The organism is Ferdinandcohnia sp. Marseille-Q9671, from assembly GCF_976954385.1.
In genome coordinates, this window is record NZ_CDRJTA010000001.1 from 787,130 (window position 1) to 805,602 (window position 18,473).

General features: G+C 38.1%; 17 protein-coding genes. 1 reads left to right on the forward strand and 16 read right to left on the reverse strand.

Annotated elements, in window-relative coordinates; genetic code table 11:
- Positions 1-88: 88 nt before the first annotated feature.
- The 6 genes from yqfC to rpsU form a co-directional block, all read right to left on the reverse strand.
- Complete coding sequence (gene yqfC, locus ACWNMY_RS04175; protein ID WP_449537021.1) at positions 89-373, reverse strand: sporulation protein YqfC; 285 nt, start codon at positions 371-373, stop codon at positions 89-91.
- Between the two features lie 77 nt (positions 374-450).
- Complete coding sequence (locus ACWNMY_RS04180; RefSeq protein ID WP_449537022.1) at positions 451-933, reverse strand: hypothetical protein; 483 nt, start codon at positions 931-933, stop codon at positions 451-453.
- Between the two features lie 44 nt (positions 934-977).
- The gene (gene floA / locus ACWNMY_RS04185; protein WP_449537023.1) at positions 978-1,967 is read right to left on the reverse strand and encodes a flotillin-like protein FloA; all 990 of its coding nucleotides are present in this window, start codon (positions 1,965-1,967) and stop codon (positions 978-980) included.
- Positions 1,968-1,990: 23 nt separating this feature from the next.
- Positions 1,991-3,319, reverse strand: a complete 1,329-nt coding sequence (locus ACWNMY_RS04190; RefSeq protein ID WP_449537024.1) for an NfeD family protein — start codon at positions 3,317-3,319, stop codon at positions 1,991-1,993.
- Between the two features lie 234 nt (positions 3,320-3,553).
- Entirely contained in the window at positions 3,554-4,000 is a 447-nt protein-coding gene (locus ACWNMY_RS04195; RefSeq protein WP_449537025.1) for a GatB/YqeY domain-containing protein, read from the reverse strand.
- A gap of 16 nt (positions 4,001-4,016) precedes the next feature.
- The gene (rpsU, locus tag ACWNMY_RS04200; RefSeq protein WP_015595024.1) at positions 4,017-4,190 is read right to left on the reverse strand and encodes a 30S ribosomal protein S21; all 174 of its coding nucleotides are present in this window, start codon (positions 4,188-4,190) and stop codon (positions 4,017-4,019) included.
- A gap of 419 nt (positions 4,191-4,609) precedes the next feature.
- On the opposite strand from rpsU, the gene ACWNMY_RS04205 reads away from it, so the two are divergent.
- Positions 4,610-5,536, forward strand: coding sequence for a Na/Pi symporter (locus ACWNMY_RS04205; RefSeq protein WP_449537026.1), 927 nt, complete (start codon positions 4,610-4,612; stop codon positions 5,534-5,536).
- Between the two features lie 85 nt (positions 5,537-5,621).
- On the opposite strand, the gene deoC is transcribed toward ACWNMY_RS04205, so the two are convergent.
- The 10 genes from deoC to lepA all read right to left on the reverse strand — a co-directional run bounded on the left by deoC (position 5,622) and on the right by lepA (position 18,463).
- Positions 5,622-6,290 (reverse strand): deoxyribose-phosphate aldolase, encoded by a 669-nt coding sequence (gene deoC, locus ACWNMY_RS04210; RefSeq protein WP_449537027.1) that lies wholly within the window; start codon positions 6,288-6,290, stop codon positions 5,622-5,624.
- A gap of 145 nt (positions 6,291-6,435) precedes the next feature.
- Positions 6,436-7,794 (reverse strand): tRNA (N(6)-L-threonylcarbamoyladenosine(37)-C(2))-methylthiotransferase MtaB, encoded by a 1,359-nt coding sequence (gene mtaB, locus ACWNMY_RS04215; protein WP_449537028.1) that lies wholly within the window; start codon positions 7,792-7,794, stop codon positions 6,436-6,438.
- 5 nt (positions 7,795-7,799) lie between these two features.
- The gene (locus ACWNMY_RS04220) at positions 7,800-8,543 is read right to left on the reverse strand and encodes a 16S rRNA (uracil(1498)-N(3))-methyltransferase (protein ID WP_449537029.1); all 744 of its coding nucleotides are present in this window, start codon (positions 8,541-8,543) and stop codon (positions 7,800-7,802) included.
- A 106-nt stretch (positions 8,544-8,649) separates the two neighbouring features.
- Entirely contained in the window at positions 8,650-9,594 is a 945-nt protein-coding gene (prmA, locus tag ACWNMY_RS04225) for a 50S ribosomal protein L11 methyltransferase (RefSeq protein ID WP_449537030.1), read from the reverse strand.
- 269 nt (positions 9,595-9,863) lie between these two features.
- Positions 9,864-10,994 (reverse strand): molecular chaperone DnaJ, encoded by a 1,131-nt coding sequence (gene dnaJ, locus ACWNMY_RS04230; protein WP_449537031.1) that lies wholly within the window; start codon positions 10,992-10,994, stop codon positions 9,864-9,866.
- Positions 10,995-11,484: 490 nt separating this feature from the next.
- Positions 11,485-13,323 (reverse strand): molecular chaperone DnaK, encoded by a 1,839-nt coding sequence (dnaK, locus tag ACWNMY_RS04235; protein WP_449537032.1) that lies wholly within the window; start codon positions 13,321-13,323, stop codon positions 11,485-11,487.
- 35 nt (positions 13,324-13,358) lie between these two features.
- Positions 13,359-13,955, reverse strand: coding sequence for a nucleotide exchange factor GrpE (grpE, locus tag ACWNMY_RS04240; RefSeq protein WP_449537033.1), 597 nt, complete (start codon positions 13,953-13,955; stop codon positions 13,359-13,361).
- Between the two features lie 93 nt (positions 13,956-14,048).
- Positions 14,049-15,080 carry a heat-inducible transcriptional repressor HrcA gene (hrcA, locus tag ACWNMY_RS04245; RefSeq protein WP_449537034.1) on the reverse strand — a complete coding sequence of 344 codons (1,032 nt, stop codon included), beginning with the start codon at positions 15,078-15,080 and terminating at the stop codon, positions 14,049-14,051.
- A gap of 210 nt (positions 15,081-15,290) precedes the next feature.
- Positions 15,291-16,427, reverse strand: coding sequence for a radical SAM family heme chaperone HemW (gene hemW / locus ACWNMY_RS04250; RefSeq protein WP_449537035.1), 1,137 nt, complete (start codon positions 16,425-16,427; stop codon positions 15,291-15,293).
- Between the two features lie 212 nt (positions 16,428-16,639).
- Positions 16,640-18,463: a translation elongation factor 4 gene (lepA, locus tag ACWNMY_RS04255; RefSeq protein ID WP_449537036.1), complete on the reverse strand. Its 1,824-nt coding sequence runs from the start codon at positions 18,461-18,463 to the stop codon at positions 16,640-16,642.
- Positions 18,464-18,473: the final 10 nt, after the last annotated feature.

The window sequence follows — 18,473 nt, forward strand, 5'->3', positions numbered from 1 at the left end:
GTCCTGGTTTTAGATTCGCTAAAACTAGAACCTTATCTGCCTTCATCCTACTTATTGAGAAAGGGACCTCTGTAGAATGAAAGCTGAATTAATTCTCGATATATTGAACGTGTTCAATTTTCCCTTCAAGCATGATCTCTTCGGGTAAAATTGTCTTTATGACAAATGAACTGCCCTTAATCAGAAGTTGTCCCTGTTTCAGTAATAGCCTGACTTCTTTATCTGAAAAGGTTAATAATCCACGATGATTCTCTATGTATATATGTAATTGTCCAATCATTGTAATTCTAGGAAGATCCATCATGACGTCAGCAGGAAGTTCCATCTTGTGTGTAATCCAACTTTTCATACGTTGTTTTAGGTTTTTAGGCATAACAAAGAACCCCCTTTCATCTCATATTTATGAGTGAAAGAGGGTTCATAGAACATTTTTGTATAGGTCCCTATATTTTATCGACGGGTTTGAAATGGCCTTTTTGCTCTAGGTGGCCCAAGTATTTCTGACCAAATGATACCTTCAACAACCTTGTTAGTTGAGAAATTTTTAATTACCTTAGGTTCGGTAGTATCAATTGGCTTTGAAATTGTAAGGACAGGTTCCTCTATATCCTCTGTGACGTTTCCTTTTTCACTATAGGTACCTTTTTGTTGAAGCTCTAGATATCTATCATAAAAGGGATTAGAAACGTTTGAATCGGGAACTACCTCTGGCTCCGCATCGTTCTTATACGTTGACTCATAAGCGACTTCTTTTTCCTGTTTCGTTTCTTGGTCAAATGGATTAAACTGCTTTGGTAACGGAACCTGAGTAGTGGGTTCTGAATCACCACTGTTAAACCGTTTAATTGTATTAAAGATAAATCCGGCTATGATCACAAGGACCCAGACATTTGACATAATAAATTCAAATAATTCTTGTATAGGTGAATCCACAGAGTAAACCTCCTTTCAATTTTGAGGTTTATTTTTATTAGCTATTACTTTTGATCTTCGTCATTACCCTTTGTACTTTTACCAATTGAATCTCTCATATCGGTATCAGCCATGATATTTTTTAAATTTGTATAGTCTAATACACCAAGGTTACCAGAACGTAATGCCTCTGCCATTGCAAGAGGAACCTCAGCCTCTGCTTCCACAACTTTCGCTTTCATTTCTTCTACACGAGCGCGCATTTCTTGCTCGGTTGCAACAGCCATTGCGCGACGTTCCTCAGCCTTCGCTTGCGCAATTTTCTTGTCTGCTTCAGCTTGGTCAGTTTGAAGCACAGCACCGATGTTTTTCCCGATATCAATATCCGCAATATCAATGGAAAGAATTTCAAACGCGGTACCAGCATCTAATCCTTTTGCTAGAACAGTTTGAGAAATCATATCTGGATTTTCAAGTACCTTTTTATGATCCTTTTGTGAACCTATCGTACTAACAATACCTTCACCAACACGGGCGATAATCGTTTCTTCTCCCGCACCCCCGACTAAGCGGTCAATATTCGCACGAACTGTAATACGAGCTTTAGCTTTAACCTCGATCCCGTCCATTGCAACACCCGAAATAAAAGGTGTTTCAATTACTTTAGGATTAACACTCATTTGTACAGCCTCTAATACGTCACGACCAGCTAAGTCGATAGCAGCTGCTCTTTCGAATGTTAATTCGATGTTTGCACGTTGTGCAGCAATAAGCGAATTTACAACTCGGTCAACATTACCACCTGCTAAGTAGTGGCTCTCCAATTGGTTTGTATTGATTGTAAGTCCTGCTTTAACAGCCTTAATCAATGGAATAATTACACGATTCGGTATAACCCGACGTAATCTCATCCCTATTAATGTAAAGATACTAACACGAACACCTGCAGCAAGCGCTGAAATCCACAGTGCTACTGGTACAAACGTAAATAGTACAGCTAATAAAATAATACCTAATGCGACAAATATTAAAATCGCTATCATTCCTGATGGCATTCTATTTCCTCCTCATTCTGCTTTTATTTATCAATATCAGCAACTTCTCGAACAACAATTCGAGAACCTTCTGTTTTGATGACTTCCACTCTAGTATTTCTTTCAATATAATTCCCCTGTGTGACAACATCAAGTCTTTCATTATTGATTAATGCTGTACCAGAAGGTCTTAGTGTGGTTAAGGCAACTCCATGCATTCCTAGTAAATCATCTCTATTTTTATTTGAAACATATCCACTTTCAGTAGTCGTTGAGTCGAATAGAATAATCTTTTTAAAGGCATGCAATTTCTTCCCAAATACTTTGACTAAAAGAATTGAAACGATAATTGTAACTATCAAAGCAATTAAAAGTGAAGTACCAATTAACCATACACTACTTCCCGCTAAGAAAAAGCTTGTTAGTATAGCACCTAATCCTATCAAACCTATGATCCCCCCTGGTAATACAAACTCCAGTAATATTAAAACAATACCAACTACAAATAGGATGATGGATTCCATTCCAGCAAGACCCGCTACTAAATGACCATAGAAAAAGAGTAATAAAGCGGATAATCCCATTATACCAGGTATTCCAAATCCTGGTGAGTAAAGTTCAACGACTAGTCCTAAGCTACCTATTGATAATAAAATAGGAACTATTATCGGGTTTGTTATAAAACGTGCAATCTTTTCAGCAAAGCTTACTTCAGCTTCTTCAATAGCTGCCTTTTCATAACCCAGTGTTTGAAGTAAATCAGCTCTATCCTTTACAACACCTTCTGCATACTCCACTTCAAGTGCTTGCCTTGCAGTTAATGTTAAAAACTTTCCTTTTTCTGCTCCATATTCAGGTAGGTCGATTTCCTTATCCGCCATTGCTAGGGCATATATTGGATTACGATTATTATTTTCAGCAGCACCTTTCATTGCTGAAAGCCAGTAGGATACAGCTTTTTCATCTGCTGTATTACCAGATTGGTCAATAATCCCTGCCGCTCCCATCCTACCATTTTCTGTCATATATATTTCATCAGCGTTTAGTGCTATAAATGCACCCGCTGAGATGGCATCATTATTAATATATGCGACAGTAGGAATGGTTGCTTCCTGTATTCGTTTACCAATTTTTGTAGCTGCATCCACTGCCCCGCCTGGAGTATTAATCTCTAAGACAATGATATCTGCCCCTTTTTCTTCAGCATCCGTAATCGAACGGTCAATAAAAGCACTTAATCCCTTTTCAACAGTTTCCTCTATCGGGATAATATATACCACTTGATCCGCACTAAAACTCCTATTTGGTGTAAATGTAAGGATTAGTGGAACTATAATAATGGAAAGGTACAAAAATAGTCTCAGTTTTTTCAAGTCGTTCCCCCCTCTCATATCATTTCTATTATTGATAATATGTAATACGTTTGAAATGTAAACTGGTTTCATATTTTATGTGACTTTACGCAATTTATTTTATGGTATTTATTGGAGATAGTATGTACTAACATATTTTAAGACGATTCCAATTTTTATTTTTCCCAACTTTTGAGAAGAAGTTAAAGAATCACTATAAAAGAAAAACACCTTACGATATGTAAGGTGTTTTGTTTAAGATAATTGCTGTTGAACAACTTTGTTAACGAGACCGCCGTCTGCCTTCCCTTTTACCTTTGGCATAATGGCAGCCATTACTTTGCCCATTTCAGCCTTTGAAGAAGCATTGACCTCATCTATTGTTTCTTTTACAATCTCAACAAGTTCCTCTTCGGATAATTGTTTTGGAAGGTATACCTCTAATATCTCAATTTCAGTTTGAATTTTATTAACAAGATCTTCACGACCAGCGTTACTAAATTCACGGAGGGAATCTTTACGTTGTTTTAATTCACGAGTAAGAACCGTTAGTTCTGCTTCTTCTGATACTTCACCGGTACCTAGCTTAATTGCTTCATTTTGAAGTGCAGCTTTTACCATTCGAATAACAGATAGCTTATCTTTCTCCTTATTCTTCATCGCTGTTTTCATATCATTATTTAAACGCTCGAGAAGACTCATAAAACTACACCCTCTTTTAGAATTTACGCTTTCTAGCAGCTTCAGATTTCTTCTTACGCTTTACGCTAGGCTTTTCATAGAATTCGCGCTTTCTAGCTTCTTGAATTGTACCAGATTTAGATACAGTACGTTTGAAGCGGCGAAGAGCATCTTCAAGCGATTCGTTTTTACGAACGACCGTTTTTGACATTCTAATTCCCTCCCTCCGAAAACAACCACTAACATCGATTTAAGACACATGTTCTATTAGTTGTTTCTTACTGCCAATAGAAAAAGTATGGCAAAAAATAAACATGTACTTTGCAATTATAATATATGCATTATTTTTGGTCAACTGTAATTCACGAGAGTCTGATTAGAATACTTTAATTCTTTTCTATAATTATTAGAAAATGAAGCGTCATCACATATTTGAAAAACCAGGTCAAATAAGGCTTTTATACCGTCTAAGACACTAAACCAATCTTACAATAAAAGTCTTTTTTTCTAGAACAGTTTTTTTGAATTTCTTCATTTTTTTAAAAAAAATATCATGTAACATTTTTTAATATCTCAAATAGTCATTTTCACATATTCTTGTCCATACAATGTGGTAGGGGTGAGAATGTCATGATTGAACTGATTTCATTATTTGCGGTTTTTATTGCTATTTTTTTATTTGGAATGACAGTTATGAGGACAGGCCTGTATAATCTTACTGGTGATAAATTAAAGATTTGGTTAATTCGGTTTACAGATAACCCATTTAAGGGTTTAGTTACGGGAATGATCATTACAGCAATTATCCACAGTAGCTCCGCTGTCATGGTTCTAGTTGTTGGATTAATTGCGACTGGATATCTAACCTTTAAGCAATCGATTGGAATCATATTGGGTACTAATATTGGAACAACTGTTACAGCGGAAATGATTACCTTTGATATTTTTGAATGGATTGTTCCTATATTACTTATAGGATTCCTGTGTTTGTTTTTTCGAAACCAACAAGTGTTCAGTTTTGGGGCTTTCTTATTTGGATTAGGCTGTATGTTTGTTGCAATGAATGGGTTTGAACAGCTCGCAAGACCAATTGCACAATTTCCATCTATCCATACTTTTTTTCAACACACCAATGAAAGTGACCTTTTTGGGGTAGGGGTAGGGACATTGCTTACTTCCATCATACAATCAAGCACCGCCACTACGGGGATCATTATGGGATTTATGAATGAACAGCTATTAACTTTAAATGCCGGGATTGCCATATTATTAGGTGCAAATATCGGGACATGTATTACTGCATACATCGCAAGTTTAGGAAGTAAGCATGAAGCTAAACTTGCTGCATACGCACATATTTGGGTCAATATTTTAGGTGTACTCTTATTCTTCCCTTTTATTTCTATACTAGGTCAGGTTGCTGTGTTTTTAACTTCACACCCCGATGTCCAAATAGCTCATGTTAGCTTAATCTTTAATGTATTGACCTCATTGCTATTTTTACCTTTCGCTGGTTTGCTAACAAAATTTATCTTGAAGGTTCACCGTGCGGCATGATACAAACAAAAGGAAAGCTGACCCCAATGGAGGTCAGCTTTTTAAGAATATAACAATAGTCAGTGATGAGTATGTCTTTTAAAGATTAATAATCTGATGACCCTGTTAATCCATTTACTATTGCAACCCCTGCACTAGCTCCTATTCTTGTTGCTCCTGCTTCAATCATATCTTGTGTCCCTTTGACATCACGAACACCACCTGAAGCTTTCACTCCAATATCTGGACCAACTGTTTTTCTCATTAAACGTATGTCTTCTACAGTAGCTCCACCAGTTGAGAAGCCAGTTGATGTTTTAACAAAATCAGTTCCAGCCTTAACAGCGATTTCACACGCTCTTACTTTTTCCTCTTCTGTTAGTAAGCTTGTTTCGATAATTACCTTTGTAAGGGCTTTACCTTTAGCTGCTTCAACTACAGCACGGATATCCCTTTCAACTAATTCATCATTCTTGTCTTTTAGCGCACCAATATTTATTACCATATCAACTTCTGTCGCACCTTTTTCAATGGCGTCCTTTGTTTCAAAAGCTTTGGTTTCGGGAGTATTTGCTCCCAATGGAAACCCAATTACTGTACAAACCTTTACCTCTGAGTCTTTTAACAGTGATGCAGCTGTTTCAACCCATGTTGGATTCACGCAAACAGACATAAAACTATATTCTTTTGCTTCAGCACAAAGCTTTTCAATTTGTGCTTTTGTTGTATCAGCTTTTAACGCTGTATGGTCAATCATCTTTGCAATATTCGTCATTATGTATACCCCTTTCAGTTGTACGTACCTCTAACATCATATCATTGTTATGTTTAGTTGCCTAGCATCTTAGCAGTAATAGTATGTGACAAAAAAAAGAAGCTAATCAATTGATTAACTTCTACTCATTTCTCTAGTAGCAGGACTATGCTGTTGTTCGAGCTTCTTCTTCAATTGGTAACGTCTCTTCTACCTTTACAAATTGGCCTTCATTATAAGGATAGCCTGCTTTTGTGATTTTCACCTTCACAATTTTTCCAATCATATCCTCAGTAGCATTAAACTTCACTTTTAGATAGTTATCTGTATATCCGATATATAATCCACTTGTTGGGTCTTCCTTATCGACTTCTTCAGGAATGACCTCTAACACTTCACCTTCATAATGTGAAGCATATTCCTTTGCTAACTGGTCAGAAAGGGTAATCAAGCGGTGTACACGCTCATTTTTCACTTCTTCATCTATTTGGTCATCCATGCGTGCTGCAGGTGTTCCTGTACGCTTAGAATACGGGAAAACATGCAGTTCAGAGAATTTATGTTCTTGAATAAAATTATACGTCTCCATAAATTCTTCCTCAGTTTCACCAGGAAAACCGACGATAACATCTGATGTAAGAGCCAAACCTGGTAAGGCTTCACGAAGCTTCGTTAACCGCTCAGCAAAAAATTCCATGGTGTATTTACGTCTCATCCGTTTTAATACTGTGTTTGATCCAGATTGAAGCGGAACATGAAGATGTCGTACAACCTTGGTTGATTTATCAAGAACTTCAATAATTTCATCCGTTATTTGGCTTGCCTCGATTGATGATATACGAATTCTCTTTAAACCAATTACCTTTGATTCTAAATCACGCAAAAGAGCAGCTAAATTGTAATCCTTCATGTCCTCTCCATATCCACCTGTATGGATTCCTGTAAGGACAATCTCTTTGTAACCGGCATTAACTAATTGTTGAGCTTGCTTGATTACTTCTTCAGGGTCACGAGAACGCATAAGCCCTCTTGCCCAAGGTATAATACAGAAAGTACAGAAATTATTACAGCCCTCTTGAATTTTAAGTGACGCACGTGTGCGGTCTGTAAAGGATGGGACCTCTAGCTCCTCATAAACACGTGTTTTCATAATATTACCAACGCCATTTATCGGTTGACGTTCTTGCTTATACTGCTCAATATACTCAAGCATTTTTTTACGATCCTGTGTACCTACAACAATATCAACTCCAGGAATCGCCATAATTTCTGCTGGTGATGTTTGAGCATAGCAGCCTGTAACGCAAATAACTGCATCAGGGTTCTTACGAATTGCTCTACGAATTACCTGTCTACTCTTTTTATCACCTGTATTTGTAACCGTACATGTATTAATAACATACACATCTGCAGTGCTTTCAAATTCTGTACGCTCATACCCTTGTTCTTTAAAAAGCTGCCAAATGGCTTCTGTTTCATAATGATTTACTTTACATCCTAGTGTGTGGAATGCAACTAATGACATCGTTGTCACCTCGCTAATTCAAAATGATAGGAAACAGCCGACAATACATATAATGGTGCTGTTTCAGTTCGTAAAATTCTTGGTCCAAAGCTACACGAAATAAAATCATGCTCTATCAGCGTTGAGACCTCTTTTTCAGTAAGCCCACCTTCTGGTCCGATCACAACAAAAAGAGATTCACCTTTTTTCAATTGTGAAAATACATGTGCTAAATTTGAGTTTTCACCGCGCTTTGCATCTTCTTCGTAAGCTATTATCTTATAAGTATAGGATTGACTAAATGATAATAACCCCTGCAACGTTAAGGGTTTGTGAACCTCGGGGATACTTGCTCGGTGCGACTGTTCGGCCGCTTCTTTTGCAATTTTACCCCAGCGTTCTATCTTTTTCTGTCCCTTTTTTTCATCCCATTTAACAATTGAACGTGCCGCAACAAAAGGGACAAACTCAGATGCTCCAAGCTCCGTCCCCTTTTGAATAACATATTCAAGCTTGTCCCCTTTAGGTAGTCCACCTGCAATACATACCCTTATGGGGAGTTCATTTGAGTTCTCTACCCATTCTACAACATCTGCTAAAACTGTATCATTGGTAATTTCAGTAATCTTACAAATTGCTACCTTCTGAGAATAACAGCAGTAAATAGCGTCACCAATAGACATTCTCATTACTCTTGTTATATGATGTACATCTTCACCTGTAATTGTAGCATGAGTATCGGTCATATTGTCTACAAAGTATCGTTGCATAGTCTACTCACCACCTGCTAGATCCATTTTTGAGGAGATTCAAAAAGATTGGTAAAAAGAAACATTAAAGGTATCCTTTTTCATCCCTCGTTTTGAAACACGCATATTATACACTTTTCTTTCTAGCAATCATTGATACCCAGTCTTCCATCACAAGTACTTCTTCAATCAGAAAACCAGACGCGAGAAGACTATCTTTAACCTCTTGCTTCTTTGTATTAATGATTCCTGAAACGATAAAAGCTCCATTTGGCTTTAGTATTTTAGCAGCATCCTCCGTAAAGCGAACGATAATCTCAGCAAGTATATTTGCAACAACTACATCTACCGGCCCCTCTACACCATCAAGAAGGTTATTTTGAGCGACAGTCGCGATATCATGTACCTTGTTTAATTTGATATTAAGCTTTGCACTTTCAACTGCCACTATATCAAGGTCTAAAGCACTTACTTTCGTTGCTCCAAGCATTGCTGCTGCAATACTTAATACACCGGAACCTGTTCCGACATCAATAATTGTGTCACCTGTATTTACTGTTCGCTCGAGCGCTTGAATACTCATAACAGTTGTTGGATGAGTTCCAGTCCCAAAAGCCATTCCAGGGTCTAATTCGATAATTAACTCATCACTCGTAACAGGTTCATACTCTTCCCATGTTGGAACAATAGTAAACCTCTCTGAGATCTTCACAGGGTGGTAGTACTTTTTCCAAGCAGTTGCCCATTCTTCCTCATGGACTTCACTTATTGTTACTTTATTGTGACCTAAGTCAATATCAAACAGTAAAAGATTATTGATCGCTTCCTTAATTTCTTCTACTGTTTCCCCTAAAAAGCTATTTACAGGAAGGTATGCCTTTACGATGACCCCTTCTTCAGGGTAATCATCAGGATTAAGCTGGTAGATTTCACCAAACACATCTTCTCGTTCTTTTGTTAAGTCAAATGGATCTTCAATCACAACCCCACTCGCACCTGCTTCGTGAAGGATATTCGAGACCGGCTCTACCGCCTCTTGTGTTGTGTGTATGCTAATTTCAGACCATTTCATCTCTACCAACTCCAATCCAATTAATACATGGACATTCTTTTTTCTTGTCCAGCTGCTGCGCCTAGAAACTCGAGAATCTTTAACTCCTCCTTCAAAGCAAAGAGCGCTTCTACGTCGGAGCCTTTTACGTACTGGATGTGCTAGTGCCGACTTTGCTACATGACGTGGCGATTTAGTCAGCAAGAATTCTCGTTCCTGTGCACTAAAGAGGGTACTGCGAATTTTTAATTCGCAGAAAAGTGCTTTGCTTTTATCGCTGGCGCTTCTTTTTATTCGCCTTTAAATGCTCGCTTTACTTTCGCAAAGAAATTATCATGTTGTTCATCTGGAGCCCCATTGCCGCTAATTTCCGTAAATTCACGGAGCAATTGTTTTTGCTTTTCTGTTAGCTTTGTTGGGGTGATAACGCGAACGCGAATATGCTGATCTCCTTGACCGTATCCACGTACGTTTGGAACACCCTTTCCGCGAAGACGGAATTTTGTACCAGTTTGAGTACCTGCAGGTATTTTTAATTTTACCTTTCCATGTAAGGTAGGTACTTCTATTTCATCACCTAGCGCAGCCTGTGCAAACGTTAATGGCATTTCACAATATATGTCGTCACCATCTCGTTCGAAGAATTCATGTGAACGCACATGGAAGACAACATATAAATCTCCAGGAGGTCCACCATTTACACCTGGTTCTCCTTGACCAGATACGCGAAGCTGTTGTCCGTCATCAATGCCCGCTGGTATCTTAACATGAATTTTCTTACGTTTTTTCACATTACCAGTACCACTACAGGTTGAACATTTTTCTTTAATAAATTTACCCGTCCCACTACAGTGATGACATACTCTTCTATTTACAATTCTTCCAAAAGCGGTATTTTGTTCAACATTTATTTGACCAGAACCATGACAATGTGAACATGTCTCTGGTTTGGTTCCCGGCTTTGCACCTGAACCATGACATGTAGAACACTCTTCTTCTCTTGGGATTTCAATATCAGTCTCTTTTCCAAATACAGCTTCTTCAAACTGCAATGTCATCGTGTATTGTAAATCTGCTCCTTGGCGTGGTGCATTTGGATCTCTTCTTCTCGTTCCGCCCCCAAAAATAGAGCTAAAGATATCTTCAAATCCAAATCCGCCTCCAAAGTCTTGACCTCCAAAACCGCCTCCAAAGCCTTGGTTTGGATCAGTGTGACCAAACTGGTCATAATGGGCGCGCTTATTGTCGTCAGTTAGAGCGTCATACGCTTCTGTAATTTCCTTAAACTTGTCGGCAGCATCTGCCTCTTTATTGATATCGGGGTGATATTTTTTTGATAATTTTCTGTATGCTTTCTTTATTTCGTCTTTGCTTGCACTTTTTGAAACCCCGAGTACCTCGTAATAATCTCGTTTACTCATTAAATCCACTCCCGCATCATTCACATAAAGAATATTTTATCATTTATAATTGGTAAAAGGCAATAATACTTACTTCAAGCATTAGTGTTCATAATAATCTAATTCTTTCTTAAGTAAAAGATTATCGTTATAACTAAAAAAAGTCCAAGCCAAGACAGGCCTGACTTCGACTTTTTTCAATTAGATTCGTATTTATCGAGCATTTTGCGCCTAGACCTCATCGATTCTAGATCAAGATGTGTGTGCCGACATTAGCACAATCGTGGTAATGCCGGCACTTTCATTTTATATGACGGTTATGCTACTTATTATTTATGTCTAGTTGCAGCGCCTAGAAACTCGAGAAACTTCAACTCCTCCTACAGAGGCAAACTACGCCTCTTTGTCGAAGTATCCGACGCACAGGATGGTGCTAGTGCCGACATTGCCACAGGACGTGGCGATTTTGTCGGCCAGTTTTCTCGTTTCTGAGCAAGGCGCTTACGCTTTTCTATTTATCGTCTTTTACTTCTTCGAATTCAGCGTCTACTACATCATCGTCTTTTTTATCTGATCCTGCGCCTGCGCCATCAGCACCACCAGCTGCTTGTGCTTGCTGTTGTGCTTGCTCATAAAGTTTAACAGATAGCTGTTGAACGATTTCTTGTAGAGCATCTTTCTTCGTTTTAATTTCATCAAGGTCATTTTTCTCGATTGCCTGTTTAAGAGCATCTTTAGCTTCATTTGCTTTTGTTACTTCAGCTTCATCAACCTTACCTTCAAGATCCTTAAGTGTTTTTTCAGTTGTAAACACTAATTGGTCTGCTTCGTTACGAAGTTCAACCTCTTCTTTACGTTTCTTGTCAGCTTCAGCATTTTCTTCAGCTTCACGTACCATGCGTTCAACCTCATCATCAGATAAACCTGAAGAAGATTGAATTGTAATAGCTTGTTCTTTGTTTGTTCCTAAGTCTTTTGCACGAACATTTACAATACCGTTCTTATCGATATCAAATGTAACTTCAATTTGTGGAACTCCACGTGGAGCTGGTGGAATGTCTGTTAATTGGAAGCGACCTAATGTTTTGTTATCCGCAGCCATTTGACGTTCCCCTTGAAGCACATGGATATCAACAGCTGTTTGATTATCGGCAGCAGTTGAGAATGTTTGAGACTTACTTGTTGGAATTGTAGTGTTACGATCGATTAATCGTGTAAATACTCCACCCATTGTTTCGATACCAAGGGATAATGGAGTAACGTCTAATAATACTACATCCTTAACATCACCTGTTAGCACTCCACCTTGAATTGCTGCACCTAAAGCAACAACCTCATCAGGGTTAACCCCCTTATGTGGTTCTTTACCGATTTCTTTCTTAATAGCTTCTTGAACGGCTGGAATACGAGTTGATCCACCAACAAGAATAACCTTATCAATCTCACTTGCAGAAAGACCCGCATCAGATAGAGCACGGCGAGTAGGTCCCATAGTACGCTCAACAAGTCCTGCTGAAATTTCATCAAACTTAGCACGTGTTAGGTTCACTTCTAAATGAAGTGGTCCTGCTTCGCCAGCAGTGATGAAAGGAAGTGAAATTTGTGTAGAAGTTACACCTGATAGATCCTTCTTCGCTTTTTCAGCAGCATCCTTCAAGCGTTGTAACGCCATTTTATCTTTTGAAAGATCAATTCCATTTTCTTTTTTAAATTGTTCTACTAAATAATCAATAATTACTTGGTCAAAGTCGTCTCCACCTAGACGATTGTCACCAGCAGTTGACTTAACCTCGAATACTCCATCACCAAGTTCTAGGATAGATACGTCGAAAGTTCCACCACCAAGGTCATATACAAGGATTGTTTGATCTTCTTCTGTTTTATCTAAACCATATGCTAGAGCAGCAGCTGTTGGCTCATTGATAATACGCTCTACTTCAAGCCCAGCAATTTTACCAGCATCCTTTGTTGCTTGACGCTCAGCATCATTAAAGTAAGCAGGAACAGTAATAACTGCTTTTGTTACCTTTTCTCCAAGATACTCTTCAGCATATGTTTTGAAATATTGAAGTAGAATAGCAGAAACTTCTTGTGGTGTATATTTCTTACCTTCGATTTCAACATTGTAATCTGTTCCCATATGACGTTTAATTGACATAATTGTGTTTGGGTTTGTAATTGCCTGACGTTTTGCAACTTCCCCAACTTGTCTTTCTCCGTTTTTAAAAGAAACAACTGATGGAGTTGTGCGGTTACCCTCTGGATTCGGAATAACTTTCGGTTCTCCACCTTCCATAACAGCAACACATGAGTTTGTAGTACCTAAATCTATACCAATGATTTTACTCATGGAAATTCCTCCTTAAATTAAAAAATACATTAGAATTATTGATTCACTTTTACCATTGACGGTCGTAATACTCTATCTTTGAGCTTATAGCCTTTTTGGAATTCTTCTAGAACAACATTTGATTCCGCATCTGGCTCATCCGCCTGCATAACAGCTTGATGTAACGTAGGGTCAAATTGAGCTCCAACAGATTCAATTGCCTCTACACCCTCTTTTTTCAGGGCCTCCACAATGCTTCGATAGACCATTTCTACACCTTGCATAATTGATTTTGCTTGATCATTTGTAGCTTCTATTTGAAGAGCTCTTTCAAAATTATCTAGAGCTGGTAATAACTCATTTACAAGGCTTTGTGCTCTATATGTAGTAGCAGTTTCTAAGTCTAAGCGAGCACGTCTCTTATAGTTTTCGAAATCGGCAGCTTGACGCAAAATGCGATTTTCTGCCTCTTCTAGCTTCACTTCAAGTTCAGCTATTCTTTCATTGGCTTTCGAAAGTTCGGCATTCACATCTTCTTCTGTATCTTCAACCAATTCTGCTTCAGCCTGTTCAATCGTTTCTACCACATCATTTTCTTCGTTATTATTTTCCATTTCAATTTCTTCTTTTACAACATCTTTCTCGTTAGCCAATTTATTCACCTCCCTTAAAGGTTGTGTGTATTTTCATAGTACCTAGTATATGTATTAGAGGGGTATTGCTCCCTCTACTAAATATTGCCACCGCTATTCATTTTGATACAACTTTGTAAGCACCTTCGAGAAATCCTGACTAATGTGTTGCAATAGAGTGATCACACGTGAATATTCCATTCTTGTTGGACCCAAAATTGCAATTGAGCCAAGATGTTCGCTGCCAACAGAATATGTTGCTGTAATTAAACTACAATCGTTAATCGCAATATTGTTATTTTCATGACCAATTTTTATATTGATACCCGCTTTATCTGATCGTAAAAGACGTGAAAATTCATGTTCACTATCAATCATCGTTAATAACGAGCGAACTTTATCAATGTCATGGAACTCGGGTTGGCTTAACATATTTGTTTTACCACCTATATATACTTTTTCTTCTGTTTGAAGCGAAAGTGTTTGATCCAAAACGTTAATAACAGTATCATAATTGCGAATGTTTGTCTTTAATAATACGGCAACTTCTTTGTAAATCTTGTTTTTCAAATCTGTGAGCGGAACGCCTACAAGACGTTCGTTTAGAATATTTACCATTTTTTCAATATCACTTGGGTCCATTGACTCAGGAAATGATATCGTACGATTTTCCACATGACCATTGTCTGTTACGATAATTGCAACAGCCGTTTCATGATTAATCGGAACAATTTGAAGCCTCTTTACTTTATTTTCCTTAAAGGCAGGACCTAATACAATTGCTGTGTAGTTTGTTAGGTCAGATAAAATTTGTGCGGATTTTTGGACAACCTTTTCAAGTTCATAGATTTTCTCTGCAAAAATTGACCTTAACTCCTGCTTTTCCTTTACGGATAGTCGGCTAGGAGATAACAAATGATCCACATAGTACCGATAGCCTTTTTCAGATGGCACTCTACCAGATGAACTGTGAGTTTTTTCAATAAAGCCTAGATCTTCAAGATCTGCCATTTCATTGCGAATAGTTGCTGAGCTAAACACAATCCCATCCTTTTTCGACAATGTTCTTGACCCTACTGGCTGTGCAGATCTTATAAAGTCATCGATAATTACTTGAAGAATCAATAGTTGTCGATCTGTTAGCAAGGAACATCACCTCTGTTAGCACTCTTTTGTCTTGAGTGCTAATTCTATAATTAAATTACCAAATACAATTATCATTGTCAACGATTTAACATTATTCAGATTGGGGGCAACCTTATACAAAAAATGGAAAAACATATGCTTTATTCGCTATTCTAGGAAGCAAAAGAATCTGATGTAAAGCAAGATTTATTCAGATACTCCCCGCCTTTTTTATAGCAGGAAGGCTTGAAAGACTTCGTTTCCAAGAAATTTCCCTTTGTGTGTTAAGCGAATAGTGTCTTCTTGTTCTTCTAGTAGCCCTTTTTCTTTCTGTTCAAGAATCTGATTAGCAAAAACATCAAAAATACTCACTGAAAATTTTTCCTTAAAATGAGACATCGATACACCCTCAGTTTTGCGTAATCCTAAAAAAAGTTCCTCTTCCATTTTTTCTTCTTTTGTAACGGTATGTGTTTCAACATGTGGGAAGCCTTGTTCGTCAATGGCTGTCATATATTTTTTGATTGGGCCAGCATTTGATATTCTCTTTCCAAACACATAACTATGAGCACCTGCACCTATTCCGTAGTATTCCTCATTGTTCCAATAGGTTAGATTATGCTGGCTCTCAAACCCTTTCTTCGAGAAATTGCTTATCTCATATTGAAGGAAACCATGCTTAGCCATCTCTTTCAGGAGCAATTCATACATTTGTGCTTCATTTTCTTGGCTAGGTAGGTGAAGCTTTCCCTTTCTCATCAAATTATAAAACACTGTTTTTGGTTCGATGATAAGTGAATAGGCGGAAACATGCTCTACATCAAGTGAGAACCCTAGATCTAGAGATTCTTTAAAGCTTTCAAGGGTTTGATTTGGCAGGGCGTACATTAAATCAACACTAATGTTTCTAAAACCAACACGTCTAGCTAGTTCTATTGACTTGAAGACATCTTTCTTACGATGGGTTCTCCCGATAGCCTTAAGGAGATGATCATCGAAGGTTTGAACTCCGAAACTAAGCCGGTTGACTCCTGAGTCAAGTAACACTCGTAGCTTATCTTCTGTAAGGTCTCCAGGATTTGCCTCGAAGGTAAATTCAAGATCATTACTTCTTGGTAGTAAATGCCGATTGATGCTTGTAAGAAATACTTCAAGCTGTTTTGCCGAAAGTGCAGTAGGTGTTCCTCCACCAACAAAAATCGTATTGAAACTCGATGGTGGATATGCTGAAACAGTATTTATCATTTCACGATCCATGTATTGTAGATATTCATCAACAGGCTGTCCTTTTAAAAATACTTTGTTGAAATCACAGTAGTGACAAATATGTTCACAAAAAGGGATGTGAAGGTATGCTGCTTGTACCAAAAGATCACTTCTTTCTAAAATAGAGAATACCGCAGATTAGTCTGCGGTATTTCTTTTTTATTTGTCTAGCACCGGCTGACAGCGACTAGCGAGACTTCCCTCACCCTCCGTACGATAAGCTCAACATCGGCTCGCTTCACTCTCCGTGTTTCCTTTATCTCCTACAGGCTCAGTCCAGTCCGTACGTCGCTCTACGCTCGCCTCTGCTTTTCTTATTTATCATCCATTTTTAATACGGCCATGAATGCTTCTTGAGGTACCTCGACTGAGCCAACTTGCTTCATTCGTTTTTTACCTTCTTTTTGTTTCTCTAGAAGCTTTCGTTTACGAGAGATATCCCCACCGTAACATTTCGCTAGTACATTTTTACGCATAGCTTTAATAGTTGAACGGGCGATGATCTTTTGACCGACTGCTGCTTGGATTGGCACTTCAAATTGTTGCCTTGGAATTAATTCCTTCAGCTTTTCTACGATCACTTTTCCACGTTCATATGCAGAATCCCTATGAACAATGAAGGAAAGAGCATCCACTTTTTCAGCATTCAGTAGAATATCCATTTTCACAAGCTTAGATGGCTTGTAGCCAATCAATTCATAGTCAAATGACGCATAGCCTTTTGTACTGGATTTTAATTGGTCGAAGAAATCATACACGATTTCTGCAAGTGGTATTTCATAGACAATACTCACTCGATTTTCGTCAAGATATTGCATATCAATAAAGATACCACGTTTGCCTTGACATAGTTCCATAACAGCACCTACATAATCATTTGGTACCATCATAGTGGCTTTTACATATGGCTCTTCGATTCTGTCAATTTTTTGTGGATCTGGCATATCTGACGGGTTATCGATTCGTACATCTGTGCCATCAGTTAAAAACACATCATATATAACACTTGGCGCAGTTGTGATTAGATCTATTTTAAATTCTCGTTCAATTCTTTCTTGAATGATTTCCATATGCAATAATCCTAAAAATCCACAACGGAAACCAAAACCTAACGCCTGTGAAGTCTCTGGTTCAAATTGAAGAGCAGCGTCATTTAATTCAAGTTTTTCTAATGCTTCACGTAAATCATTATATTTAGCAGTATCAATTGGGTATAATCCACAATACACCATAGGGTTTAAACGTCTATATCCTGGCAGAGGCTCAGTAGCTCCATTTTTCGCATTAGTGATTGTATCACCCACACGTGTGTCTCCAACATTTTTAATAGCTGCTGTTAAAAACCCAACATCACCTACGGTTAACTCATCCTGTAGAGTGGCACGAGGAGTAAATACACCCGCTTCAATCACTTCAAACTCCTTACCAGTTGCCATCATTTTTATTTTGTCTCCAGGTCTAACTCTTCCTTCAACAACACGAATGTACGCAACTACACCTCGGTAAGGGTCATATAAGGAGTCAAAAATAAGTGCTTTTAAAGGGGCTTCAGGATCACCCTGTGGCGCAGGAACTTTCTCAACAACTTGCTCCAGTATCTCTTCTATACCGATTCCTGCTTTTGCAGATGCTAAAACTGCCTCTGAAGCATCAAGCCCAATGACATCCTCGACTTCTTGTCTTACTCGTTCTGGATCCGCACTTGGCAGGTCAATTTTATTAATGACTGGTATGATTTCTAAGTCATTATCTAAAGCCAGATACACATTTGCTAGAGTTTGGGCCTCTATACCTTGTGCAGCATCTACAACTAATACCGCGCCTTCACATGCCGCTAAACTACGGGAAACTTCGTATGTAAAGTCAACATGTCCTGGGGTATCAATTAGGTGGAAAGTATATTCCTCTCCATCCTTCGCTTTATACTTTAGTTGGACCGCATTTAATTTAATCGTGATTCCACGTTCTCTTTCTAAGTCCATTGAATCTAGCAATTGCTCCTTCATTTCACGATGCGTTAACGCATTTGTCTTTTCAAGGATTCGGTCTGCTAAGGTAGATTTACCATGGTCTATATGAGCAATGATTGAAAAATTTCGAATTCTAGATTGTCTATTACGTCTCTCTTCTTGATTCATTAAAGATCCT

Coding starts and splice junctions, on each gene's coding strand:
- floA (WP_449537023.1), bottom strand. CDS start 1,967: ATGCCATCAGGAATGATAGCGATTTTAATATTTGTCGCATTAGGTATT.
- ACWNMY_RS04220 (WP_449537029.1), bottom strand. CDS start 8,543: ATGCAACGATACTTTGTAGACAATATGACCGATACTCATGCTACAATT.
- ACWNMY_RS04205 (WP_449537026.1), top strand. CDS start 4,610: ATGATTGAACTGATTTCATTATTTGCGGTTTTTATTGCTATTTTTTTA.
- yqfC (WP_449537021.1), bottom strand. CDS start 373: ATGCCTAAAAACCTAAAACAACGTATGAAAAGTTGGATTACACACAAG.
- dnaK (WP_449537032.1), bottom strand. CDS start 13,323: ATGAGTAAAATCATTGGTATAGATTTAGGTACTACAAACTCATGTGTT.
- ACWNMY_RS04195 (WP_449537025.1), bottom strand. CDS start 4,000: ATGAGTCTTCTCGAGCGTTTAAATAATGATATGAAAACAGCGATGAAG.
- dnaJ (WP_449537031.1), bottom strand. CDS start 10,994: ATGAGTAAACGAGATTATTACGAGGTACTCGGGGTTTCAAAAAGTGCA.
- deoC (WP_449537027.1), bottom strand. CDS start 6,290: ATGACGAATATTGCAAAGATGATTGACCATACAGCGTTAAAAGCTGAT.
- prmA (WP_449537030.1), bottom strand. CDS start 9,594: ATGAAATGGTCTGAAATTAGCATACACACAACACAAGAGGCGGTAGAG.
- lepA (WP_449537036.1), bottom strand. CDS start 18,463: ATGAATCAAGAAGAGAGACGTAATAGACAATCTAGAATTCGAAATTTT.
- mtaB (WP_449537028.1), bottom strand. CDS start 7,794: ATGTCATTAGTTGCATTCCACACACTAGGATGTAAAGTAAATCATTAT.
- rpsU (WP_015595024.1), bottom strand. CDS start 4,190: ATGTCAAAAACGGTCGTTCGTAAAAACGAATCGCTTGAAGATGCTCTT.